Annotated in this window: 13 protein-coding genes; 7 read left to right on the plus strand and 6 right to left on the minus strand. The window is 43.9% G+C overall.

Annotated features, from left to right (window positions below; genetic code table 11):
- The first annotated feature begins 166 nt into the window (after positions 1-166).
- From QUA20_RS01935 to QUA20_RS01945, 3 genes are read left to right on the plus strand one after another with little or no spacing between them, the layout of a single operon-like run.
- On the plus strand, positions 167-3,031 hold the full coding sequence (locus tag QUA20_RS01935) for a two-partner secretion domain-containing protein (protein WP_333184888.1): 2,865 nt from the start codon (positions 167-169) through the stop codon (positions 3,029-3,031).
- Positions 3,021-4,967, plus strand: coding sequence for a ShlB/FhaC/HecB family hemolysin secretion/activation protein (locus QUA20_RS01940; protein ID WP_333184891.1), 1,947 nt, complete (start codon positions 3,021-3,023; stop codon positions 4,965-4,967). Before QUA20_RS01935 ends, QUA20_RS01940 begins: the two co-directional genes overlap by 11 nt.
- Positions 4,964-7,891, plus strand: a complete 2,928-nt coding sequence (locus tag QUA20_RS01945) for a CHAT domain-containing protein (RefSeq protein WP_333184894.1) — start codon at positions 4,964-4,966, stop codon at positions 7,889-7,891. Before QUA20_RS01940 ends, QUA20_RS01945 begins: the two co-directional genes overlap by 4 nt.
- Before the next feature lie 30 nt (positions 7,892-7,921).
- Here QUA20_RS01945 and QUA20_RS01950 read toward each other — a convergent pair whose 3' ends face one another.
- The 5 genes from QUA20_RS01950 to QUA20_RS01970 all read right to left on the minus strand — a co-directional run bounded on the left by QUA20_RS01950 (position 7,922) and on the right by QUA20_RS01970 (position 14,942).
- Complete coding sequence (locus tag QUA20_RS01950; RefSeq protein ID WP_333184897.1) at positions 7,922-8,737, minus strand: DUF928 domain-containing protein; 816 nt, start codon at positions 8,735-8,737, stop codon at positions 7,922-7,924.
- A gap of 15 nt (positions 8,738-8,752) precedes the next feature.
- On the minus strand, positions 8,753-10,984 hold the full coding sequence (locus QUA20_RS01955; protein ID WP_333184900.1) for a CHASE2 domain-containing protein: 2,232 nt from the start codon (positions 10,982-10,984) through the stop codon (positions 8,753-8,755).
- Between the two features lie 157 nt (positions 10,985-11,141).
- Positions 11,142-12,611, minus strand: coding sequence for a DUF1822 family protein (locus QUA20_RS01960; protein WP_333184903.1), 1,470 nt, complete (start codon positions 12,609-12,611; stop codon positions 11,142-11,144).
- Between the two features lie 4 nt (positions 12,612-12,615).
- Positions 12,616-14,262, minus strand: coding sequence for a sigma factor-like helix-turn-helix DNA-binding protein (locus QUA20_RS01965; RefSeq protein WP_333184906.1), 1,647 nt, complete (start codon positions 14,260-14,262; stop codon positions 12,616-12,618).
- A gap of 293 nt (positions 14,263-14,555) precedes the next feature.
- Complete coding sequence (locus QUA20_RS01970) at positions 14,556-14,942, minus strand: hypothetical protein (protein ID WP_333184909.1); 387 nt, start codon at positions 14,940-14,942, stop codon at positions 14,556-14,558.
- Positions 14,943-15,402: 460 nt separating this feature from the next.
- Between QUA20_RS01970 and QUA20_RS01975 the strand changes: the two genes are divergently transcribed.
- From QUA20_RS01975 to QUA20_RS01990, 4 genes are all read left to right on the plus strand, one after another.
- Positions 15,403-16,914, plus strand: a complete 1,512-nt coding sequence (locus QUA20_RS01975) for a restriction endonuclease-related protein (protein WP_333184912.1) — start codon at positions 15,403-15,405, stop codon at positions 16,912-16,914.
- Entirely contained in the window at positions 16,904-20,317 is a 3,414-nt protein-coding gene (locus QUA20_RS01980) for a pPIWI_RE_Z domain-containing protein (RefSeq protein ID WP_333184915.1), read from the plus strand. The genes QUA20_RS01975 and QUA20_RS01980 overlap by 11 nt, the downstream gene beginning before the upstream one ends.
- A 179-nt stretch (positions 20,318-20,496) precedes the next feature.
- A complete protein-coding gene (locus QUA20_RS01985) occupies positions 20,497-23,676 on the plus strand; it encodes an RNaseH domain-containing protein (protein ID WP_333184917.1) in 3,180 nt (1,059 codons plus the stop codon).
- 101 nt (positions 23,677-23,777) lie between these two features.
- Positions 23,778-23,942, plus strand: a complete 165-nt coding sequence (locus QUA20_RS01990; RefSeq protein WP_333184920.1) for a hypothetical protein — start codon at positions 23,778-23,780, stop codon at positions 23,940-23,942.
- A gap of 525 nt (positions 23,943-24,467) precedes the next feature.
- On the opposite strand, the gene QUA20_RS01995 is transcribed toward QUA20_RS01990, so the two are convergent.
- On the minus strand, positions 24,468-26,027 hold the full coding sequence (locus QUA20_RS01995; RefSeq protein ID WP_333184923.1) for a restriction endonuclease subunit S: 1,560 nt from the start codon (positions 26,025-26,027) through the stop codon (positions 24,468-24,470).
- Positions 26,028-26,034: the final 7 nt, after the last annotated feature.

A 26,034-nucleotide genomic window follows, 5' to 3' on the forward strand; every position in this document is an offset into this window, starting at 1 on the left:
ACCAAAAAACTCTTGCCATATAATATTAATGTTGAAACTCATTACCTTCGTAAATTCTCACCACCCTTTTATTAACAATTCCATCTTTACATCCTCTTTCCCCATGATTAATAAAACAAAAACACAAATATTCTGTATCCTATTTTACATCTGTGGCTTTCCAACTTTGGCAACTGCCCAAATTGTCCCCGATGCCACTCTACCAATGAATTCCACAGTCACCCCTGACGGTAATACCTTCACAATTGAAGGCGGCACAGAAAAAGGAACCAACCTTTTCCACAGTTTTCGCGAATTTTCTGTCCCTACCGGCGGCACTGGATTTTTCAACAACGCCGATGCAATTCAAAATATTTTTACTCGTGTCACAGGCGGATCAATTTCTAACATTGACGGCATTCTCAAAGCCAATGGTAACGCCAACCTATTTCTCCTTAATCCCAACGGCATTATTTTTGGCTCCAATGCTAACCTAAATATCGGTGGCTCTTTTTTAGCCACGACAGCTAATAGTATTAACTTCGCTGATGGTAGTTCATTTAGTGCTATTAATCCCCAAACAACTCCTCTACTAACTATTAGCATTCCCACTAGCTTGCAATTTACAGGGACACCCGCAGAGATCCGCGTTGAGGGCCCCGGGCATAACTTCAGTTTAGATAATACTACTGAAAAATTAAATAGGGGCGATCGCCCTGCTGGTCTTGCAGTAACACCAGGTAATACTTTAGCGATCGCAGGTGGTAATGTCATCCTTGATGGCGGAAACCTGATTGCTGAAGGCGGACGGATTGAGCTTTGGTCAGTAACAAACGGTCAACTGACTTTGGATAGCAGCGGACAGCTTAGACTAGAAAATGCCCAGCCAGCCGCCGAATATGGCGACATCCAACTGGTTAACGCAGCATCCGCCGACGCTAGTGGTTCTGGAGGCGGAACCATTCAAGTACAAGGCCGAAACGTGAGTCTGACAGGCGGTTCTGCAATCTTAACCATCACTGAAGGATCGCAGCCAGGAGGCTCTTTAACTGTAAATGCCTCCGAGTCCGTAGAACTGATCGGCACGACGACTGAGGAACGCCCCTTTTTTCGCAGCGGCTTGCTGGGAGACACTCAGGGTGATGGCAATGGCAGCAATTTAACCATTGACACGGGGCGGTTGACTGTTCGAGAGGGAGCCGTCGCCCAAACTTCTACCTTTGCTGCTGGCAATGCTGGAAATTTAACCGTCCGAGCTAGGGAACTCGTAGAAGTTAGCAGTCCCATAACAGATCCTGAAGTGATTAGGACGACAGGCGGTTTGTTTTCTGGAGTCGCTCCAGAGGCGACGGGAAATGGAGGCAATTTAACTATTGAAACGGGACAGTTGCTTGTTCAAGATCAAGCTGAAATTTCTACCACTACATTTAGCGATGTTGGCCAAGCGGGAGATTTAACTATCAGCGCTACCGATTTGGTGCAAGTGTCAGGAATAAGCGGCTTATTTACAAATGCAGAAGCAGGGGGAAATGGAGGAAACTTAACGGTTAATACCAGACAGTTGATCGTAGAGGAAGGTGCTCAGATATCAACATCTACTTTTAGCTCTGGCAATGCAGGAAATTTACTAATTCGCGCTTCCGATTCAGTGGAGGTGAGGAACGACGGCGGCATATTTGCTCAAGTTGATTACCAAGAAACAGAAGAAGGAGAAATTATCCCATCAACGGGAAACGGAGGGAATTTGACGGTGGAAACCAGACGGTTAACAGTGGAGGGTGGCGGCCGCATCTCCGCAACGACGCTTAGCCAAGGGCAGGGAGGAACCTTGACAGTTAGAGGCATTGGGTCAGCAGAAACAGTAGGGGTGACTCCAGCAGAATTAGTGGAAGTGATCGGCACCTCGACGGAGGGCAATCCGAGCGCTTTATTTGCCAGCACTGAAGAAAGCGGTGCTGGTGGCAATGTCAGCATTGACGCGAGGCGCTTGGTGAGCCGGGACGGAGGGCAGGTGACAGCATCTACTCTGGGTACAGGGCCAGGAGGCAGTATCACTGTTAACGCTGCTGACTCGGTAGAATTGAGCGGAATTGGGAAGACAGAAACAGGTGAAGCCGTGCAAACAGAGGAAGGCGAGCTACTCCGTAGCGGTTTGTTAGCTCGATCGCGGGGCGGTTCTGGTGATGCTGGCAGTTTGAACATTACCACTCCAACGTTAAGGGTTGAAGATGGCGCAACGCTGACAGTTAGTAGCCGCCTGGGAACAGGGACAGCGGCGGCGGGCAACTTGGAGGTTAAAGCAGGCGATATCCGCTTGGACAATGGCATTATTACGGCAGAAACGTTTAATGGCGATCGCGGCAACATTAACCTCCAAGCGTCAAACTTCCTTGTGATGCGCGACAACAGCAGCATTAATGTTACAGCCCAAGGCACTGCTACAGGCGGCAATATCAAAATTGATACCAGAGCCTTAATTGCTGGCACTAACAGCGACATCACAGCGAATGCAGTCAACCTCGAAGCCGGCCGCGTCGAAATTACAGCCCCAGAAGGGATTTTTGGAGCGCGATCGCGCCGTGAAGGAAATCCCGGCTCTAACCTCACCAGCGACATCACAGCTACCTCCTTGGCGGGCCCGCAGCTCGACGGCGAGGTACTTCTCAACACCCCCGACGTTGACCCCACCCAGGGAGTCGTTCAATTGCCAGATACGATCGCCAATCCCGACGCTATCGCCCAAATTTGTCCCGGTCAACGACAGTCGGGAACCGATAAAACCTTTACCAGAATTGGGCGCGGCTTGCCAGCAAATCCGGTGGAAACACTCAGCAATGGCTCAGCCGCAGTCGGTTTAGCCGACGCTGTAGCCCCTGTAGAGCAACGCATCAGAACTGCTGCACCCCAACAAGCTCGCCCCACTTCCGCCCCCATCCTATCGGCTCAAGGTTGGGCCGTTAACCGCAAAGGAGAAGTTATTTTTACCGCTAATCCTGCTGCTGTTACTCTCCACAGCCCTTTTAATCCTACCCGAGATTGCTATGGTCAATAAAGGAAATCAGAAATGGGGCGATCGGCTCCTACAAATAGCTGCGGGAATATTAGCTAGTAGTTCGACGGTGTGGCCGGTGAAAGCACAAACCGTTCCCTTATTCCCAATACAAGAACTCAACGAGCGCCCAGATTTCATAACACAGACACCTACCGAAATTCAAAATCCTAACCTCTCAGAGCCTTTAGTACCGCAAACCGTCCCTCCCCAGCCAAACCTACCGCAGCCAGCTAATCCATCTCCTAGCTTGCAGGAAAGAAAAACTGAACCTAATCCGGATAGCAGTCAACTTTACGAATGTCCGCTGCCAGTACGATCGCCAGAACCGCAATCTCCTCTAACTCAAACACCAGAAGATAACAAAACTGATGAAGTAATTGAGGCTATCTCTGTTACTAATTTTCGCTTCATTGGTAATACAGTTTTTAGTCAACAAACCCTTGAAACTGAAATCACTAGCAAATTGCTAACATTAGATAGCAATACTAACAGATTCCTAGAAACCCCAATCACATTTGCTCAATTGCAGCAACTGGTTTCCGAAGTTACAAAATTCTATAATGACAGAGGATATATTAACTCTTTTGCCTACCTTCCCACCACTAGCGAAGAACCAAATCAAAGGTTGCAAAACCGAGGGGCTGCTGGGGAAGTTACGATCAAAATCGTTGAAGGTGGCTTAGAATCAATTCGGGTCAGGAGGCGGACGGGAAAGCAGCGCCTAAATCTCAATTATGTATGCAGCCGTTTGGCGATCGCCTCCCAGCCATTACAAGTATCTCGCCTGCTAGATGCCCTGCGATTGCTCGAACTAGATCCTTTAATTAAAAATATTTCTGCTGAATTGATACCCGGTTCTCAGTCCAACAGAAGTGCCCTAGAAGTTAAATTCGAGGAAGAAAAAACATTTAGTGCTGCATTGCTGCTAGATAATCGACGGGCTCCCAGTGTCGGCAGTTTCCGCCGGCAGGTACAGCTAACCGAAGCAAACTTATTAGGAAAAGGCGATGGATTGAGTGTGGCTTACACCAATACTGAGGGCAGTAATGCTTTTGATCTAAGCTATACATTGCCATTAAATCCTAACAATGGCACAATTAATTTATCAGCGGGCGTTACTGCCAATCGCGTCGTAGAGAAACCTTTTGAAAAGGTTGATATAAAAGCGGAAGCGCAATATTTAGATCTAACTTTGCGCCAACCTTTATTGATAAATCCTAGACAAGAGTTCGCTATCGGAGTGACAGCAACTAGGCGGGAAACTGGCACTTCAATTTTAGGGGAAGATTTTCCTCTTTCTGCGGGAGCAGATGCCAAAGGGCGCACGGGAATATCAGCGGTTAGGTTTTTTCAAGATTGGACTGCGCGGAACAATGATGAATTATTGGCTTTTCGCTCTCAATTCAGTGTAGGATTGGGAGCGTTTAATGCTACTGTTAATAGCGAAGCTCCTGACAGCAGATTTGTGGCATGGCGCGGTCATGGACAATGGATTCGCCGCTTGAGGAGAGACACTTTTCTGTTGGCAAAAACTGATGTGCAATTGGCGAACAGGACGCTTTTACCTCTGGAACAATTTGGGATTGGGGGTGGGAATAGTGTCAGAGGCTATCGGCAGGATATTCTGTTGGCTGATAATGGAATTTCAGCATCGGCGGAACTTAGGTTTCCGATTTGTGGTAGGTCCGATCGAGGGTTAGGGGTTTTACAAATTACTCCTTTTGTTGATGCTGGTACTGTTTGGAATAGTTCAGGCAGAGATAGCTTAGAGCGTCAATTGTTGCTGTCGGTTGGTACGGGTTTGCGGTGGGAAATGGGTGATAGTATGTCGGCCAATTTTTATTGGGGTATTCCTTTAGTTGATGTGAATTCGAGGGGGACAACATGGCAAGAAAAAGGTTTACATTTTTCCGTTCTATCCAGGTTCTCTTTTTGAAACCAGCACGTCTGAGGTGGGGGCGAAGTCTGAGGCTATTTACTATCTTATTTGTGGCAGTAGTGTTAGCATTGTTTGCTGCAAATGTCAAGGCTCAATCGGGATTGCAGTTGGAAAAAAGTGGGGTATCTAATTCTCTAATTAGTTTGGAAAAAGTGGATGAATTTTCAGTAATTGCTGGAAATACAGGGATTGGCAATCAGCCGCGATCGCCGCAGGAATGGGAGGATTTGGCTAGAAGAAGTTATGCTGCTGGGGAGTTTCCAGAGGCTGCGAAGTATTGGCGGCAAGCTGTTGCGGGTTTTGAGGTGGGGGGAGATTGGTTGAATCAGGCGATCGCCCTGGGTAATCTTTCGTTGACATATCAACAGCTTGGGCGTTGGGAAGAGGCCAATAGTGCGATCGCCAAGAGTCGCAGTTTGTTACCAGAGGAGTCTAAGGTAAAGTCATTAGTGGAATTAAAGGCGCTCGGGCAAATTCTCGATATTCAATCCAATGGGCAATGGGAACAAGGACAAGCCAATCTTGCTTTGCAAACCGGACAAGAAGCAACGAAAATTTATGTTAAATTAAAGGATAATTTAGGCTGGAAACGTAGCCTAATTGCTCAAGTTAAAACCCTGCAAGCATTAGGTTTATATCAGCAAGCTTGCCAAGAAATCATCCCAGTTGTCGAATCAAACAATCTCGAAAACTTCGCTATCCCCAGTCAGGATTGTCAGCAATTCATTACTGAAAAATTAGCAGCAATCAAAGAAAGTGTCAAAAGGCCATCAAATCCGACTTTGAAAAATATCCAAATTACTGGGGCGCGTCTCCTTGGCGATGTGTTGAGACAGCTTGGCTATTTGAATGAGTCTCAAGAGTTGCTGGAACAAGTAGATCGAGTTGTTACTCAACAAGAATATCCTCAACAAAAAGCTTTAGTGTTACTAAGTTTAGGTGATACTTATCAAGCTCTGGGAAATAGAAACAAATTTTTGTCTGAATCGAATGAACATAAAAAATACTACCAAAAGGCTATAGATTCCTATCGAAAATCGGTGAATGTCGCTGCCAATAATTTCTTTGTCAAAGTCCAGGCACAACTAAATCTATTAAGTCTTTTAGTTGACCCTAAAATCGGATTGGCTATAGATTTAAACGAAAGTCAAGAAGTGCGGTTGCAAATATTGTCTCAATTGAGTCAATTGCCACCAAGCCACAAGATAGTTTATGCAGAAGTTAGTTTGATGAATAGTTTGGTTCGCCTCAAGCAGGAAGAACTAAAAATTGCTAGTAATGTTTCAAATTCGTCTGGCGAAATTTCAGAAAAACTATCAAATTATTGTTTGCCAAATTCTTCGATTGTGGCTGAAAGTTTATCTGGCAATAGGTCGTCTGTATCTGAGAGAGAAATTGTCGAATTGGGAGCAAAAGCGATCGAGTTGGCTAGGGATTTGGGGGATTCGAGGGCAAAATCCTATGCTTTGGGCAATTTGGGTAAGGTGTATGAAGGGAATCAGCGGTGGCTGGAGGCTCAACAGTGTACTGAACAAGCTTTGTTGTTGTCGCAGAATGTTCAGTTAAATGCGCCGGATCTTGCCTATCAGTGGCAGTGGCAATTGGGGCGGATTCGTTGGAATGAGGCAAGGGATGTTAAGGGTGCGATCGCGGCTTATACGGCTGCATTTAATACGTTACAGTCGGTACGCAATGATTTGGTGCCGATTAGTCGGGATGGGCAGTTCGATTTTCGCGATAAAATAGAGCCTGTTTATCGAGAATTGGTGGATTTGTTGTTGCAGGGAAATGAGCCTAGTCAAGAGAATTTGAAGCAAGCCCGTAATGTTATTGAGGCGCTTCAGGTGGCTGAGTTGGATAACTTTTTTAGGGAAGCTTGCATACAGCCACAAGAGGTAAATATTGACAATATAGACAAAGAAAGTGCTGTTATTTACCCGATCATTTTAAAAAATAGCTTAGAAGTTATCATCAAGTTACCTGGTTTAGAGGAACTCAAGCACTACCGAACTAAGATAGACTCAAATATAGTAACAGATGCTCTCATAAAACTGCGCGAAAAAATAGTAGATACAGAGCAAAGTAAAATAGAAGAATTGAAGACCTCATTGCACAATATCTATACCTGGTTACTGAGACCAGCTAAGACAGATTTAGATAAAAACAATGTTCAAACTTTAGTATTTGTGCTAGATGGTGAGTTACGAAATATCCCTATGGCTGCTCTTTATGATGGATCGCGTTATCTGATAGAGTCGTATAGTTTAGTTTTAGCACCAGGATTAAAATTAATAGATGCCAGACAATTCAAATTAGAAAATATCAAAATTCTAACGGCAGGAATCAGCGAAGCACGTCAAAATTTTCCTCCCCTACCTAATGTCGAGAAAGAGCTGAAAGAAATTCAATCCCAAGTATCGAGTATTGTATTGTTAAATTCTGAGTTTATTGATTCATCTCTACGAGCAAAAATTAACTCGAATGAAAGTCCTATAGTTCATCTTGCCACTCATGGAAAATTCAGTTCCAACGCTGAAGACACATTCATTATTAATTGGGATAAACGCATCAATATAAATGAGCTAAATCAGTTACTCAAAAGCAGAAACGAAAAGCAATCTAAGCCCATTGAATTACTGGTATTGAGTGCCTGTCAAACAGCAGCCGGAGACAATCGGGCAACCTTGGGACTTGCAGGAGTAGCTGTGAGAGCAGGGGCGCGCAGCACCTTAGCTTCTTTATGGAATATTCCTGATGATTCAACCTCTGTTTTAATGAAGCAATTTTATCAAGAGTTACTTACCAATAAACGAACCAAAGCTGAAGCTTTGCGCCAAGCCCAGCTATTTCTATTAAAGAATTCTAGCTACAACAATCCAAAAATTTGGTCGCCGTATATCTTAGTAGGGAATTGGTTATAGCTTTACTTGTCGTTTACCCATTACCTTTTCTCAATTTCCTGTTTTGCAACATTCCACTATTGGCTCTGAAGCAATATTAGATAAGCCGATTTGTCGTAAAAGAGATGGCGCATGACCATCATTGGGAGCGGTTTGGCGAAGTTCTCCCGCTGCTGTTAGTGCATCATACCAAATACCATTAGCTGCTAGAATACTAATGCGATCACTCAGTGTAGCTTTTTCTAGCTGACTTTTGATGACCGGATTAGAAAAATCGACTCTTTTGATTGTACCACTAACAGATATAGGTGGTTGTCCCTTTTGGCAATAAATCTTGAAGTACCACTGATACTGTCGATCGATTTGTAAGGAAACTGATGATGGCAATGATATTTGAACAACTCCTGGTTTCCCACTTAGAGTAAAGGAAGCTTCATGTACTGGTTTATTTTCCCCATCGTAAAGGACAAACTTACCAGGAAATTTAGACTGATAGGGGACATAAAACCAAAGAGTAGGATTAGCAGAAACTGTTAACCCAAAAACTGAAGTTACATCTTTGATCTGATAAACTGGAACCAATGCCGTCAGAGGCTGTTGTTCAGAACCAGTAGACTGATTGGCAATATCCTGACAGCCTCGTGAGCCTCCGTCAGACCGATTACCTGAGTTTTCTGTAGATGGTGGTGGTGATGGTGCATTGAACAATGGTTCTTTGAATTGTTCGCTTGAGTTCGTCGTGGGACGTTGTCCAATTATTACAGCCCTAGCTGACTGCATCTCTAGTTTAATCAAGCCGAGCGTTAAAAAAATTATAGCCAAAAATCCTGTCAGTTGTTTAAGCAATGAGTAAATTATAGCCAACATTCCACACTCTTAAATTTAGTTTGCTGTCTTTTGAGACCGATTATATACTAGGACAGCAAAACTTGTACCAACTAAAGCCAAACCCGAAGGGATCAATGGCACCCAACCACTTTGGGTAAAGAAAATCCAGCAAACACCATATAATATAGCAATACTTGTACCTGTGACAATTATTAGATATTGTTGTGACTGACAGCGCCAAGCGATCGCACCACCGACAACACCCCATCCCCAAATCCACAACCCGTCTACCCAAAAATCCCACCACCAAATTAGAGACCTTCCATCTAAAGCAGCACTGATAAGCTGACTAACCATTTGAGCGTGAATAATGATATTAGGTAGTTTTTGGTAACTTTCTTGGTCCGTACTATAAGGAGTCGGGTGATAACCTCGAAAACTTTCAGCGGTAGTACCAATCAAAACAATTTTATCTTTCACATCATCAAGTTTAAGCTGACCATTAAGAACTTGTGCAAGGGTGACTCTTGAAATCACTTCTGAAGGTGAACGATAGGCTCGATAGTTTAGCAATATTTCGTAGGATCTATCATCTATTTTGTGATAACCACCCATGTGTTCTCGCAACGGTTTTAAATTTGCTTTTCCTAACTTAATTCCTTCTTGGGTGTATGTACGATAGATACTATTTGTTAGAGCTAGATATCGAAATGCTAATTGAGCGCTGAAGGCATATTCTGCATCACAAATGCTAGCTTCATCTGGTTTTAAAGCGATCAGATGACGACGAACAATACCATCACGGTCTGGGGAAAAATCATTAAAACCTATTCGGTCTTTATGATCTGTTTCTGGGATATTAAGTGGTGGTTTAGTACCTAAATTCTCTCGGCTGCGATCGGGAGATTTACAAAATGCAATTAGGTTTTTTTGATTTTTTATTTTAGCCATTAAGCTAGACAACTTTGAGTTAATAGGAAAATCGTAATGAATGCCTAAACCAATTACTTTAGGTTGATGTTTTTGCAATTGCTCTAAGGTTAAATTTAGCGCTAGCTCTGATAGAGAACCTTTTTTATCTTTCTGCTCTGGTAGGTAAAGATCTGCTTCGGTAACTTCAATCAATAAAATTCGGTTTTCTTTTCGTTCCCTTGGACGAATTTGCAACATTTTGTCATAACTTTGCAATTCCAATGTTTGTAAGATTCCCATCCACCGCACTCCCATCACAGTACCCGTTACTAACACACTAGCAACCAACACAGCCCGAAGATTGCGCCAAATCGAAACACGCTGACGCTCTACCTCATTCCCCCTCAGCAACTCGTCCCAAGTGGGAGGCTCCACAGCCAGATGCTCATAAATCATTGGTAGCCAACTAGCACAGGGATATTCAACATTCATTCCATGCAGCCTTTCCCGCGCCTTCCTAACTGATTCGCGCAAAGACTTCTTTTCTCCAGCAAATTCCTGTAAAAAATACTCCAAAAACTTTTGAGCAACTTCATCCGGCACTCGCTCTCGCATGGCAATCACGGCTGGAATTTGCAGCGAAGCCAGTTCGTTGACTAATCCCATGCCATCACAAGAATTGAAAATTGCTAATTTTAAACCGTGCTTAATTGCATTTTCTAAACCATACTTTAAATCTTTAATCGCGATGGTTTCAGTTTCACTCAATTTAAGCTGACCATAACTGTAATCATCTCCACTAGAACTATGGCCTGCGAAAAATAGAATATCCCAATTCTGCTCCCATAATTGAGCGTTAAGGTCGCGACTGCTAGTAGCTACTAAAGTTTCAATTTCTGCATCATTACTGGCAATAGATTCTTTCAATAATAGTAAATCTGCCTGGACATTTATATCTGTACTATCTCCTAAAATCACCAAAATTCTGACTTTACTTTTAGCTCTAATTAATTTAAGATTAGATTGCCTATTAGCATTTGAATGTAAACGGCTAAAAACAGGTTCGACTTTAAATCTCTCAAATTTGCTCCATAAGTGCCAAGGCAAACGCCATAGATAAATATCATCTGTTTGAATCATTAACCTGATATTACCTTCCTCAGCTATCAATATTTCTAAAAGTTTTTCCTGGACTGCCTGAAAAGAATCATCCTTAGAATTCAACCAATTGTTAACGCTATTTTCTACAGAAACCGCCGATTTTTTGACGGATATTTTTGTAATCTTTCCCTTTTTCATCACTTCTAATTTTCGATAAAAACCGAAACCGCGATCGTTGCGCTCTTGCTGCAAATTATCATAGGTTTCTTTCAATTCTTTAGCTGGGGGAAAGTAGCCCCCAGTTGAATTCAGAGTGTGAATGTTATCACCGATTCTCAGGGTAACAGGATAGCGTTGCTCGCTGTCAGCATTACGTATTTCCAAAATTACTAGCTTGCTCATAATTTTTCACATTCTGGTACTAATTGAGTTAAATGGTAAAATTTTGTGTGACACTAAATCCGTCATAAGCGATTTTTATCTCGAAATAATCACCGATAGTTCCGGTAAAGTCATTTTGAACACTATTAGTATCACTATCTGCCTGTTCTTCCCATAGAACTTCACCTTCTTCATCTAGGACAAATACTTCGAGATTTAGCGGCAGAATTTTTGATTGGACTGGCAATAACCGCAAGTAAACATTTGTTCGGTCGCTTCCTTCAGGTAACAGAGTTATTTCCAGCAAAACACGAACAGTATTAAGCTGTATGGTTAATTCAATCATTTTACCAATTCTCACTCCCGCAGCGGAATTTTGGGGGTCAAGTTTTCCCAAACTGACGGCAGCTTGACAGCGCACATCATCATCTTCTGTAGTTTTCAGCAAGTTAGTCAATTCTGAAATCGCCTCCTGATTTCCCACCCCAACGCAACCTAATAATTCGGCAGCCCGCCATTGATTCCCTTTATTGCGATCGCGCAATAATTCAATCAGCGTAGGAATTCCCTTCTGGCTGCTAGAACCACCATACCGGTAGCCTCCACCTTCCATCGCAGACATTAAACCAGAATCTAATATTCCAAACTTCTCACGTATGTCATCAATCGTCTGCCACCCAGCTTGAATACAAGTCTTTGCCCACTCAACTAAACGTGCTTCACTTTTAACCAGCACAGAGGGCGCAGCAGCTAATACTGGTTCCTGAATAATTCCTAAACGCTGATTATACATTTGTTGCCTGTATTCATCATTAGTCAAGAAAGATGCCCACTGTGCAAATGGGGCTAGCAGCCGGGGAGAATACACCGATGAATTACCCAATTTATGTAATAATTCAGCCGATTCCACCTCGGATAAGCTTGGCAAGAGTGAGACTTCTTGTTGCAAGTTTAACCCTAGAGTAATTTGCACGACAACCAGAGATTCGGTTAATTTATTTGTTGGCAAAGCATAAGTGCGATCGTCCGGGCTGTATCTGCCTTCATTCTTCAGTTGCCGATGCGTCGCAAACCCGCATACCTCCATCCAACACTCATCCTCATCACCATCCAAATTCACCTGCACAGGGATATAATAGTCAGCACTCCAGTTAGGAATATCAACCCACTCCTGGGGTACACACAATTCCTCCAAATCTCCCTCGTCACTGGGGATTAATACTAATCTAGTATCGCCAATTTGAATTGCAGTGCCATTCACCACTTCCCAAATGCTAGAAATATCCTGACTGTGCCAGACTGAAGGTTGAGGGAATGCTTCTCCGGCCAGCCATTCTGATAACCAGTTCAAGACAGCGTTTAAACAAGCGCCATTGAGATAAGCATTATAACGAGAAATCGGATTAGAATGATGTTGAGCTTGCTGCCAAGCAATTTCTTGGTCAGCTTCGTTAATTGTTAACCGTAACAGGTTAGAATTCTCAGAATCAAAAGGCTGTAATTGACTTAATTGAAACATTTTATTATTCTCCTTTTTTAGAAATCATCAAAGTTTGCAAGCATTCTTGAACCATAGTATCAAGAGTTTGAGAGGTATTTTTACCCCCTAGAGATAGATTCAGAGTTTGACCAGCAGCGTGATAAAAATTTACTAGCCACTCTTCCACATAGTCGTTCACCCAAGTATTCAGTTCCTTGATTAAATTTGCCTGCAATTTATGCTGAGCTTGAGATATTATGGCACTGACCGCTAACACATCCATGCCCAACTCAGTGGCGATTTTCTCTTCCGCTACCTGCTGACCGTACCGGAGGCGTAAAACCTCTTGTTCTTCAGATTCAAGTTCTTTAATTGCTTGAACTAAAGCGAGTTGAATTAAATCTGAGTGCAGAGGAGCGCGGAAATCTTTCTGTAGCCACCCCACTACACGATCGGCAACCCATTGATGGGGCTGGGACATTTCTATCATAGCTTGTAGGAGTTTAATTTTAATAGCATCAAGTCGTCTAGAAATGGATGACTGGTTCATATTCAATTGAATAGCTAGTTGCTTTTGCTTGAATCCAGCACCGTAATAAAGTAAGAGAAGTGTGTGCTGTTCGGGTTTAAAGCTTTCTAGTTGTTTGCGAAAAGCAGAGTCAGTTTTGTAGGACTGTTCCGTTGCTTTGGTATCCGAATCTTCTACTTCGTCTATATGTGGCTTTTCTAGCTCTGACTCATCCGACAATGCTTGAGGGTCTTTTTCCTGAAGCACTTCTAAGGGGAGTGGAGAATTGATGAATTTGGGATAACTTTGTAACGCAGCAATGCAGATTTTTATCCAAGCTTGCATTTGCTTTCCGCTGATGCTTGCACCCGCCGATACTTCATGTGGTGCTGAAGGCAGCGACTTTTCTGCATTGTAACACTCTGCGGCTGCCTGAAAGTCTTCGCTGTCAGCATCCGGCCATGTTTGCCCTCTTTGCCGAATTGCGAGATTATTAACCTTATTAAATCGATAAACTTGTTTAAAATATTTGCGTGCAAATTTAAATTGAGAAAGATAAGGTTCTAGATATCCATATTTTTGGAGAGCTTCGTGAAGCTCTATATCACTTTTGGTAGTTAGCAGTCGCCAGGGCGAGAACTTACGGACACCTGATTCAGATTTGATAAATCTTATCAAACTTTGCTGAATGTAGGTATCTAAAGAAGTCTGATGAGAAATATTATAAGACCTTAACAACCTCAAAAGATTATCGGAATTGTAAAGAAAAACGCGAGCGCTGCAGAAATAGTCCTCCCAAGGGCATTCTGTTGACTTTGACCATACTTCTCTAGCTGCGTAGTAGCAGCTTTTTTCAAAGTAACTGGCCAAGTGTTTTAAAGCTAGCGTTTTCCTATTTTCGGGTTCCCAGTCTTGGGCGATCGGCGAAGGATTATCAATTGCTATCTGCCTCCAAAAATTGGCTATACTTTTACTTTGATTTTGCTGAATGCACAACTGTGAAAGTGCGTAGTTTCGTCCTTGGTATAACTCAAAGTTGCGTTTGAGTTCAGCAGAATTTTGCCACTGAATGACAGGGCGACGATTGCGGGTTGCCAGCATGAGATAGGTAAAAAAATTCTCGCCGTTATCTCGACGATCGGGCAGTCTGGGAATAATTTCCTGGTTAAAAGGGTTGGGCATCTTAGCTAATTCTTCAATAACAATAAAGGAAAAATTGAAACGGGATTTTTTAGTTGAAACTTGACTCGCCTAGTTGGAAGCTATGCCTGAGCCCGGGCAGCTACTCCATTGCAGACTGTTCGCGGGTACGGGGTTGGAGATGTTGCTGAGCGGCAGCAGGAAAGGTGCGATCGATGTGAGCATAGAGGCTGTAAGAGAACTTAGAAAGCTTACTACTTACTTATGGGCACCGCCAGCCGACAATTATGCAGGTAGCTCTGAGTGGAAACGCAGTATTGTTTCCGAGCAAGGTACTAGAGCATCAGTCCAGTAGAACCTGCTGCATTAGGTTCCGGCCAATTTTTCGTCGAGCGTCGAACGCTGAAACAGCCTTTTTTTTCGTTGAGAATCATTCTACTGGACTGGCGTTCCAGCAGTGTATCTTTTGCTTGCCCGCGTACTGAGGCTGAAGTGGGGTTGGTGTCTAACTCTTGAGACATAACTGCTTGAGTTGGAGTTACGACAGGTGAGCTTCTCAATGCAGTCCTCCAAAAGTGGGGCGCTAGATGTATTGCCAGCACCACAAGCATCCCAGGCAGCGGAAATATCGCCAGCACCCATAACACCAGAAGCTGCATTGCCAATTGCCAAACCACAGCAGCCGGAAGCATCTGCACCAGAACCAGTTCGGATTCAATCAAAGGAGCCTAGTTTGATGAGCAAACAGCACCCGATAAAGAAGCGACGGTCAGGTTTACTGTGGATATGTCCGAAACTCTGCACCGCAAACTGTCGATGTTAGCCGCAAAGACGGGGCGCAAGAAAGTGGACCAGAGTGCGGATGCTGTTGGAGGATGGGTTAAAAGAAGAGGCTTAGGGATAAGGATTCTCTTGATATTGTGCGATCGCTGTAGCCGGATGGTGGCGATCACTTTTTCATGCTAGCGGACTTTAAGTTTTTTATTTTTAACCGCTGATTAACGCTAATGATGGGTATTTGTTTAGTTGTACCGCTTTGGGAATCTTTGCTGTGGGAAGCTTTCAGGGGAAATAACTCATTTTAACCGGTTTGTCGCTATAAGGCGAAAAAACTGGTTGACATTTTTATTTACATCGTTTAGTGTAAACATATAAATGTAAAAAGCTAGGTGCTTTACAGTCATGGACTTTGAGGATATTCGTCAGTGGCAGGGAACTGCTGAGGCGATCGCCAAGGAAATTAAGCGCCAAATTGAGCAGCTTGGGTTGTCTGTGGAACCGCCTGCGGTGCGAACAGTCCGGCTGTGGAGATCGAAGCAGCTCTTGTCGCAACCCAAAGGGCAAGAATTTAGATTTCGCCAAATTCTGGAGGGATTGGCAGTGGCGCTGCTGCTGAAGCGGGGCTGGACACTGGCGGCGATCGCTCAAGTTTTACCCTCATTCCCGGACGCAACTTTGGAGCAACAAATTCTTGCCGAGGCTGATGGTCAAGACCCCACCTGGTTGCCACAAATGCAAACAACGACATTGCCATTACCCACAGGACACGCCAGCACGATCGATCTCGCTGAAGATACTGTTATATTGCTGGCCCAGGGAATTCTGCGACAATACACAAGAATTCTCAATCGAGACATCGTTCGCCAAGACGATAGTATGCCATCGGAACTTTATCGGGCTATGTGCAAGTTGGGCAGGCTGTATATCGAATCTGGAAAAAGCGATCGCGCCGCGTGCGTGCATACCGTTTTGGAACGTGCTAGATATCCCCTTGATAAGTGGGACTTAGATATTTTTTGTCACGCCGATTTTGACTCTGGTCAAGTAATTCTCATCGATCCAGACTTGCGAGTACCAACCCAAGATTGTGCAGTAATTGCCAACAGTAAAGGTACTTTTGGCGAAGATAATATCATCGAACACCGCCTGTACCAACGGTTGCGCGAGGCAACTGAACGATTGGGGATTCGCCGCCAGCACAAAGCTTATACGGCTTTGCGATCGCTATTTGGCAGCCGATCGCTCATCGGAGAACACCAACTTTTAGACTACTTACGTGACAACGATTTAACCCCTTTACAGGGAATGATTGTTGACACCTTTTTTGATAGTGTGCCCGATCTCTGGTTAATTGACGGACACGCTCATCGCTGCGCGTATTGCGGTACGCTGATGCGCCCCTATCCCCATCGAAAACTTTTTTCCGATGGGCGATGTCCGATTCGCCAATGCCTCGGTCACAACTCCTCAAAAGCAAAAGTTTCGGAGAAATTAGACCCAAACCAAGACCGCTTGCTCATCGCCCAGCCACAAATTTTAACCTATTGGACTGGGCCGGCAATCGACGAATTAGCAATTTTTGAGGCAGCCATAAAAAACGGACTAGATGCCGAACTTTACCCAGAATCCGACCTATGCGATGTAGGAATTAACGGTCGCAATATCGGCATTGATGCTAAGTCATACACCAGTCCTGTCTCCCTTGCTTTGCGCCTCAACCGCACTGGCATCGGGGGGCTGGTTCACTACCGTCGCCGCATCATTGCCGTCAGCGACCAATTAATTGAGGAGCGGCCAGATTACCTCTCTACTTTTCAGTCTGCGATCGATAAAAAAGGCGATCCAGCTACTCTCGAAATTCTGTCGGTTTCACAAGTCATACAGTTGTTAAAGAAAATTAAATATGAGAACTAAACCGGATTTCTGGACTGGGGTCGATCGCATTTGCTGGCTGTGTGTCTTGATGGCAGAATTTATCGAGACTAATTCCCTAGAATATGCCCCTTTAACGATATCGGGAATGGCGAGTATCATCAATGCACCCGCGTTGGCAAAAGCCCGCCAAGCCATTTTCAATATGCGCCTGATGTCGCTGGCTTACGTAACAGAACAGTCAGTGAAACACGCAGTTGCTATTTATAACGATCGCCACTACCGCAACAAAACTCAAGGAACCTATAAAATTAACTTAGAAACACTTCACTTTCAACGCACAGACCCCCTAGAAGACCCTTTAATTGCCCAAGCGCGTCAAATTCTGGGCCAGCCTTTGGCACACCAATTTTACAGCGCCACCTTTGCCGATCCCCGCCAGCAAATGGCCGTTGCTTTAGGTGAAGAAACAACAGCCGCGAGAGTGCCAATTGGGCCGATCGCAGCCCCACTTGCGCCGCGCCGCACCCATTCCCTCGCTCGCTTGCCGAAAGCAAAAATCCGCATTCCCCTTTCGGAACTGTATGAGTTAGCAGTTGAGATGGATGAACGCGAAGCAAATCACCCTGAAAAAAGACAGGGTAACTGGGTAAAACGGTTTCTACATTTTGCGCTTAAAGTCCCAGAAATTGGTAAGGGTTTGCGGGAAGAAACAGTCATCGAATTAGAAGGCCTCAAGCACTTAATTGGACTGCCTGGATCGGGCAAAACAACTTTGCTGGTATTGATAGCTGTGTGGTTGGGAAAACGCGGTTATAAAGCGATGTTTGTCTTTCCCTCCATTGAAGTTGCTAGACAGTACATGGCAGAACTAGCATTTCACGAAGTTAAAGTGGGAATGCTAGTCGGTCAAAGCGATGGAACTCGTCGCCGACACGCTAACAATATTGCCGAGGCGATCGCAGCATTAGGGGGAAATGGCGGCTTTGCCTATAGTTTGGAACAGGCAGAAACTTTTGGCTTAAATTGCGTCTTGCCTGCTTTTTCAACTGCTGACACTTCAATGTGGGAATTTGGTTATGCACCCTGCAATCAAATTTTACAAAGCGGTGGCAAAAAAGGGGAGATGAAAAAATATCTTTGTCCCGTTTGGACGATGTGCGGTCGCCACAAAGCACCCCGCGATTTGCTAGATGCTGATATTTGGGTCGGCCACGTTCTCTCAATGGATACGGAAGTACCACCCCATGCCATTCGCGATCGCATTCGTTATTTTGAATTAATTGCCCGGACATTCGATGTCGTAGTTTTTGATGAAGCAGATATGGTGCAATCTAATTTGGATGCTTACGGTGCAGCCACTTTAAAACTTTCAGGTGCGGCAGATTCTATCCATTTAGTTATTCAAGAACAAATTCACAATCGTTTTGCTCGTGGTGAAAATTATCGATTGTTCGATCGCAATGTAGAACATTACAGCCGTGATTTATCGGAATTTGGCGATCGTAACACATCGTTAATTACTGCCGTTCAAAATATGCCCTCATCGCCAGTCGGCAAACGCTATGAGAATCAGTTATTAACCGTTCTAAGAATTGTCAGCGATTTGTTGGATGGCTTTGAGAAAACTTCTAAACGTGATCGCCTCGACGAAGAAGAAGTCAAACAAGGATTTAGCAAAAGTCGAGCCTTAACTGAATTCTGGGAAACGGCAGCTTACCATGCTTTTTACGATCGCACTGGCATTGAACCGGACGATCGGCTCAACCTGGAGCTGTGCGCTCAAAGGCTGGGACTCAACGGCGAAACCCTCAAACACCAATGGGAAACTCAAATTCTTTATTTTCGTCGTTATTTAGCAGAGAATCTGATCGAACGGCGCGACAAAATTGTTAAAGAAATTGCCGAATTATTTTTACCTTTGTGTTTTAAGGATGCCACTGCATCAGCCGAAGCTCAGGATACGATTACCTTACTTGTTTGCGTTACTTTTGTGATTTTAGGCTATCAGCGGATCGTGCCTGAAACGAGAACAATGGTAGCAGAAGGACTGATTCGGGAACCGATTGTCGAATCAACCGCAACACCCGAACTGCGACAACTAATCCCTGAGAATATTTTGGGGTCTTTTTCTGGCGTAAAATACAGTTTTGAATCGGCACAAACTACTCGAACTCAAGCTCGCAATGTAAAACTGTCTTATATCATTTTTGTGGGCGCGCCTCGGATGTTAATGCACCGTTTTCATCAGTTATTTGAGGCAGATGGCGAACTTACAGGGCCGGCAGTTTTAATGACTTCCGCTACCTCATTTCTCGAAGCAAGTCCTGCTTATCACATTAACTCTGGGCCGGATTATCTCCTGAAACCGCGCCAAACAGAACACGATCCCAAAAAGAGCATCTACCGCTTCAAATGGCTGCCAGATCGCGAACGGGGCGATGAACCTCTCCGATATAGCGGTGCAGGCGAACTGCGCGATCGCAATTTAGAAAAAATGGTAGACGCGCTGGTGCGGGGAGGAAACCAGAAATCTGAGATTTACAAATCCATCCTCAAGTTTGACGTGCGACATGATATTTACCGCAAAGCAGCCTTAATTGTTAACAGCTACGAACAAGCTCGTACCATTAAGAAATTTATCAACGATTATCATCCAGAAATCGGCAAAAGAACCAAAGCAGTTGTTAATTTACTCAAACCCGGAGAGCAACCAACAGATTTTGTTACAACTGCTCAGTGCGAGGCTTTAGGAGATGATGAAACTTGCGATATTATCATTTTTCCGCTGTTGGCGATCGGTAGAGGCGTAAATATTGTTTTCACCAAAGGAGATAGGAAACTCGATGCAGCCATTGGTACAATTTATTTCCTCACCCGTCCCCACCCGACGACTGACGATACGCAACTTTTGTACAGCCTAGCTGGAAAAGCTACCCAAGAATTTGACAGTCGAGTTTTTACTGAAGCAGCAGATTTGCCAGCAATTTCTAATGCTTGGAAACAGTCGAGAAAACAACTCTGGAAAACGGCGAATCGGCTGTTGCGCGAACCTCTAATGGCTAGCCGTTTGGGTGAAGATTTATTCAAACCGTTTACGGCAAATCAGATGGTGGGAATTTTGCAAACCATCGGGCGCGGGATGCGAAATGGGTGTCCGGTACAAGTTTACTTTGTCGATGCAGCTTGGGCAATTAAATCCACTAAAAAGGAACCTGACTCTGGGCGGGACAGTATGTTAGTTCAAATGCGAATTATTTTAGAAGAATGCGTCAAGCATCCCGAGCCAGTGATTCGAGAAATTTATCAAGAACTTTACGGTGCATTTCTCGATCCTCTGCAACGCATTGAGGGCGTAGTTTACCCGCCAAGTTTACGGGATTCAGAAGGTTTGACAGAGGAAGAAGACGATTTTGATGATTTTTCATCTTTATTGGAGATGTAACCATGAACCACGAAAATTTTGACAAAATTAAATTCGATGATGACGGTGAAGGAAAGCAGTCCTGGACGCACTCCCACCAAAGGAACCGGGTTCTCTTGTCCCCCTTATTAAGGGGAGTAGGGGTTGGCTAGGGGGGATCGGGCTTAACTGAACCGTATTGTATTATTGGAGATGCAACCATGAATGACGAAAATTTTGACGAATTTGAATCCGATGATGACGAAGCAACTGAAGCGACTGTGCTTTCAGACACCCTTTACATTCCTCTCGGCAAGCCCAAAAGTCTGAAAGTGATTCCCCTAGCTTTTACCGTGCCAGATAATATCGAGCCAGTAACAGTCAAAGGCTTGAAGCTAGCTTGGACAAAATCTGCTTTGCATGAGCTTTCGACAATCCAAAAAGCTGCTACCAAGGGCGATTCAGCTAGTAAAAATCTCCCTTATTCGTCCCTGCTAGGTTTGTTAGAAGTAGGACTTGACAGTGCCGCGCGGATTCAGTCAAATGTAGGTTTGAGTCTGTTTTCGTTGAATTCCAAAAGTGGAAAAGATCCGGAACCATTTGCTTACTTAAATTCCGAAAGTACACAAGATATCCAGAAAGCGTTACGCCCAATTATCAACGAATGGATAACAAATTTCCTAAAACCTTTTTCTGAAAAAGAAGATGGGCTATTGGAAGTTATCGACAGTTTGGAAGATTTGCATGATCGAAAGGAGTTGTTAACAATTACTCCGTCTGAGTCTCAAGTTTTACCTTGGAAATGGTCAGAAGCAACAGGAACAGCTCAGGCTAGAAAGACTTATGATTATCGGGTGTTAGTCGATTATGCAGCTCGCGCGATCGCCGGAAAAGAGATTTTTCAGGGGCTAGGAACAATGAAGCGCGTTATTTCCAGCAGCGGTAGCCTCACAACTGGGATGGCCGAATTGATTACCGATCCGATCGCCCTACCCGACACTACAGGAAAATTCAGTTTGGTGGTAAGCTTAGAAGTTGTTACCTATCCTTCTTTGCACCAACCTTTATTGAAGATAGATGTTTCCAAACGCCGCTGGTTAAGTGGGTTACAACCTGCACGCTATAACTCAGCAAATATTAGCGGGTTTGTCTTTTCTCAAAACTACAGCGATCGCACCTTTCGCTACACGGTGCTTTCTAAGTCCGAAAAACAGGATAAAAATCAACAGGACAAAAAGAAAAATTGGTTTTGGGCGATCGATAAAGATTTTGAAGCCTTGCGCGGCAAGCTAAAACTCCCGATAAAAACGCCTGACGGTCAAAATATTGATGGTTCTCAAATTGCATTGGGGAAAGCTTCAACGGATAGCTGCCAAGTGGTGTTAACTCACCGCAACGGATTGCAAGAAGGGAAACACGGGATTGACGTAGGCGTACCGGAAATTGATAAGTTGGAAGCTTTTGAAAAGATTGCCGAAATTCTCCAGCCCATTGGCTTCAAATCTTTCGAGAATTACTCACCCGTGAAAATCAAAGGTGAAAGCCACAAAAAAGACAATACAGCCTCGCGCATGATTAATCTGCCTACTCTGTTAGGTGCTGCTTTAGAAATTATTGAAAAAGGTGACTGTTCTGATTTTACTCCCAAATATTTAGAAAGCTTTGAGGACAATGAGTTAAACAGCTTGCTGACTAAACACCTTGACATCAAGTTAGAAAATATTGACGGAGGCAAAAAAGCCTTTGAATTAGTGTCTCAATTAAAAGAACTCAAAGCTTTAATTCAGGCAAACCAGGAAGCTATGCGTCGGCTATATCCTAATGAAAAACTGTTGCTTGTTGTCTTTTATGAAGAACAATGTCAAACCGAAGTGAAAATGCTGCAAGCGATAATTCCCCTTCTCTGGGGTAGTGATATCGAACTCATAGCTAATCGGTTGCCAGCAAACACTCACGGGCCCAGAGAGTCCTTTCCCGATGCAAATTTGAAAGCGAAAGAGCGATCGCGCCACCGAATAAAAGCCTGGGAATCGATCGTCAAAAAACTGGCTTTACGCAAACAGCGCACTTTTTGCCTCGTAATGGCATCGGAATGGTATCCAAACAAGAAACATGATGATTCGGTTAATAAACCCTCATCCCGTCAAGCACTGGCTACAATCGCTGGTTCCTGCGCGCAGTTTCTGCTACCCATTGAAACAACTAAGGAGAAAAAAACTCTCAAACTAGATAATTTTTCCCATCGAGTGCAAGCTGCTCTAAAAGACTTACTTTCAGCTCATTCTGGTCGCATTGATGATGTCAAGGAAAAGGTTGACCAGTGGCTAAAAGACATTCCAGTAGAAGCCAGACCTAAAGAAATTATAGGAATTACCATCGTCCGCAAACAGAAAGGTCGAGTTCGCGGTGATATTGGCATTACATTTTTGCCAGTTGCTATGCGTCTCAAGGTGGAAACAGGCGAGTCTGAACTGTGTTGCGCCTATGAAAACGGTAATAATTTACAAATCAGTCCTTGGAGTAAGTTTTCGGATGCAATCGCCTTCATTTCCCAAATTTCCCCCGTGAAACTGGCTACTGACAAAAAGGGGCGTGAAATTCGTTTCATGAAATTTGTCAAGCAGGTTATTTCCAATTCTGTAGACGAGGGAAATCAACCATTAGTGATGATTGATTCTTCCAACTGTGTGCAACTTTGGCCTTGGCTTGCCGATTCTAAAATGAATGCAAATCAAATTAACCTCGGTCAGCAGTATGAGCGGATGCAAGACGTGTGGAAAGGCGCACGGATAGTTCGGATTCGCCAAGACCTCGCCCCTGGAATTCTCGATAAAAAAGTAAGATGTTTTGCAGAAACTGTTCTGGAAGATACGCGAAGAAAAGAAGAATTAACTTCAACCTTTGAAATTCCCTCTGCCTCCAGTGCAATGAAGTTATTTCGGCTGACTCCAACTAATCAAAACAGCGAAATTAATCAAACTGGTTGTGTTGCTTATCTATCTGTAAGAAATAACAAGCCAGGAAAAAAACGCGGTCAAAGTTGCTATCGAGCGATAGAAATCAACACTCCTGTTAAAAAATCTGATGCTTCTAAAGCCAAAGTTTATAACAAAGCTCGGTTAGAATTGCACCATCTCGGAACTTATCTCCCATTTACAGGACAATGGCCAACTCCCAATCCTCTTGAAATTGTTGTTACCTTGCGACAGGAAAAAGATGATTGCGATCGCCTTGCTTCCCTTGTAGAATCTCTGCGCTATAGGTTCGGTCACTACAGCGACTGGTCAAGTTTACCTGCTCCCCTGTTCTTCGAGCGTGTAGTGCGAGATTACATCAGCGAATTTGCAATCGTCGAGGATGAAGAGACGGAAGAGGAATCTGACCTAGCTTTGCCAGTCTAACCCACATTCCGCACCCTGAACTGTCACACTACGAATTTTCGGAGTTTGGCGAAATTGAACTGGCGATCGCAAGTCCAATTTCCAACTTGTGTGTATAAAAAATGATTAGTTGGGTTCACAAAATTCCGCCAAAACCGATTGTGACAGTGGAGGGTGCGGAAAGTGGGATCAAGAGTGCTGAGGGTCGAAATGTCTATTATTCGCCAATGGACTTGTTGGCGCTGACTGTGATGGAATATTATGCTGTCTATGGGTTTGAGTTTTGAGCTATGTCAGGAAATACTGGAAACTCTTAAAGCTATTGAGTCGTGGCTGTTTCAGCCGTCTGTGTTAGAAGGGCAGATGAAACGGTTTATGCTGTTATTGGATTAAAAGTGGCGATATTTGGTAAGCTTTGACAGTGGTTGGGCGTTGAAAACGATTAATCAAGGTTTGCCTGTTGTGCCGTTTTGGAGCGATCGCATTCATCAACGTTTACAACAGAATTTGACCAGCTTCGGGCAACAGAGGAGTTTGGTTAAGGATTCATCAGATTCCTGAAGCCATGTCCGGTAAAGTTCGCCAAAGTGACATCTTGACTGCTCTAAGTGATCGCGTTTTGGGTTTTCTTGCTTTCAGGCGGGAAGTCGATATGCTGAGATTGAGCAGAGTTGTAGGGCGATCGCAAATACTATCACGGCTGCACCTACGATGACCCGAGCCAATACCCCTTTTCTCAACGTTTTGAATAGCATTAGGTTCTGACGCAGTAATTGTTCTGAGTGATGGTGGCTTTGACGCGAGCTACAGGGTTACTCGAATCCCGGTAAGCTCAATTGTTTCGGTTCTGCGGGTTCAGGTTGTGCCTTGCGGCTTTTCTTTTCACTTTTACCTTTTGCCTTTTTCTTTGTATCCAGCTTCTCCCGTTCGGCGCGGATGCGTTCTAATAGGACGGAGGCGGGTTCGTCGTTGGGGTCTTGGGGAACCAGTTCGCCTCGAAATGCTTTGGCAAGGATCGAGTGATCGAGTTGGTCTAAATGGGATTTTGCTTCTTTGTATTGTTGCTTAATGCAGTCAGCAGTTTTGAGGAGAGCTTCTACTCGGCGAACAAGCTCTTGTTGCTCTAAATACGGTGGTAACGGTATTTGTATGGCTCTAACATCTCCAATATTGATTCCTCGAACTGCAACTCCTTTAATCGCCTTTTGCATTCTCTGTTGAGTTGATTGAGCTTTAATAAACAAAAAAACATAGTCAGAGGATACGTTTGATTGAATACTTAATCTGGCCGAGTCTTGGGTAATATTAGCTCCATTTAATAGAGTAGGAATTTTACATAAACGACCAACAGTTCCTCGGATAGAAAGTAGTAAATCCCCTGTCTTCAATCTAGACCTTGCATACTGTGCATCTATTTCACTGGAAGTTTTTCTAATGCTTTCTGGATTAAGCTGGTCATTGGGAAAATCTGCAACTCGAATATAAGGTACACCATCCTGTACATCAAAACCCGGTTTTAAAATTCCATAAGTTATAGGGCGACCAGGTTCACAAATATCCTTTAATTCAGCTATTTCCCACGTTTGAGGAAATGTCTCGGAAGTTAAGTTATGAACACCATCTGTAGGTGGAGCTGCATTTCCTCGTTTATGTCCTCCTGCCAATTCATGTGCTTTCAAAATTTTCTGTAACAAGCGGCTTGCAGGTTCAACATCAGGGTTTTTCTCTCGCCAATCAGCGGTGAGGTCGCCACAGAAAGCGGCAGCGAGGACTGATTGACGGAACTGGTCTAAGAGGGGGGCGATCGCCTCAAGTTCCTCCTTCACCCGCTGGCTCCGAGCCTTCAACGCCTCAATCTTGGCAACTATGCGGCGTTGTTCGTTGAGGGGTGGAAGAGGAGTTGGTAAATTTCTAAGGTTACCGAGAGGAACAAATTTTTGAGTAGTTCCTTTTAATAAACTTTGCTTTTCAATCAGCTTATCTAAAGTGAAACTAGACAGCCAAAATTTTAAGTATCTTGAATCAATAACAGAATCATTCTTTTTAAAAAGACCTACATTTTTTATACTAAATTCCTTATCAGCTTTGACTAGAACAGGATTTCCAACTGTTCCAATCATTGCAAATAGGACATCACCATCTTCAACACCTGAGCGAATGCTAATTTGTTGGTGGTCTTCAAGACTAATAAACTTTGCTGTTGAGAAATCTAATTCACCTTCTCTTAGGTTCTTAGAAGTTATCAAAGGAATTCCCTTCTCAACATACTTAGGCGTGTCATGTGTTCCGTCCCTAACAGAAGCACAGACTTCACTTGCAATAGTCCAAGACCAACTCTCAGGTAAATCAAATAAGCCCTCTTTCTCTCTCATTTAATTA

The organism is Microcoleus sp. Pol7_A1 (assembly GCF_036701085.1).
Lineage (GTDB): Bacteria > Cyanobacteriota > Cyanobacteriia > Cyanobacteriales > Microcoleaceae > Microcoleus > Microcoleus asticus.

Bases quoted from the DNA above. Each gene is read 5' to 3' on its own strand.
- QUA20_RS01940 (WP_333184891.1), top strand. From the start codon at position 3,021: ATGGTCAATAAAGGAAATCAGAAATGGGGCGATCGGCTCCTACAAATA.
- QUA20_RS01950 (WP_333184897.1), bottom strand. From the start codon at position 8,737: ATGTTGGCTATAATTTACTCATTGCTTAAACAACTGACAGGATTTTTG.
- QUA20_RS01960 (WP_333184903.1), bottom strand. From the start codon at position 12,611: ATGTTTCAATTAAGTCAATTACAGCCTTTTGATTCTGAGAATTCTAAC.
- QUA20_RS01965 (WP_333184906.1), bottom strand. From the start codon at position 14,262: ATGCCCAACCCTTTTAACCAGGAAATTATTCCCAGACTGCCCGATCGT.
- QUA20_RS01975 (WP_333184912.1), top strand. From the start codon at position 15,403: ATGGACTTTGAGGATATTCGTCAGTGGCAGGGAACTGCTGAGGCGATC.
- QUA20_RS01980 (WP_333184915.1), top strand. From the start codon at position 16,904: ATGAGAACTAAACCGGATTTCTGGACTGGGGTCGATCGCATTTGCTGG.
- QUA20_RS01985 (WP_333184917.1), top strand. From the start codon at position 20,497: ATGAATGACGAAAATTTTGACGAATTTGAATCCGATGATGACGAAGCA.
- QUA20_RS01990 (WP_333184920.1), top strand. From the start codon at position 23,778: ATGATTAGTTGGGTTCACAAAATTCCGCCAAAACCGATTGTGACAGTG.
- QUA20_RS01995 (WP_333184923.1), bottom strand. From the start codon at position 26,027: ATGAGAGAGAAAGAGGGCTTATTTGATTTACCTGAGAGTTGGTCTTGG.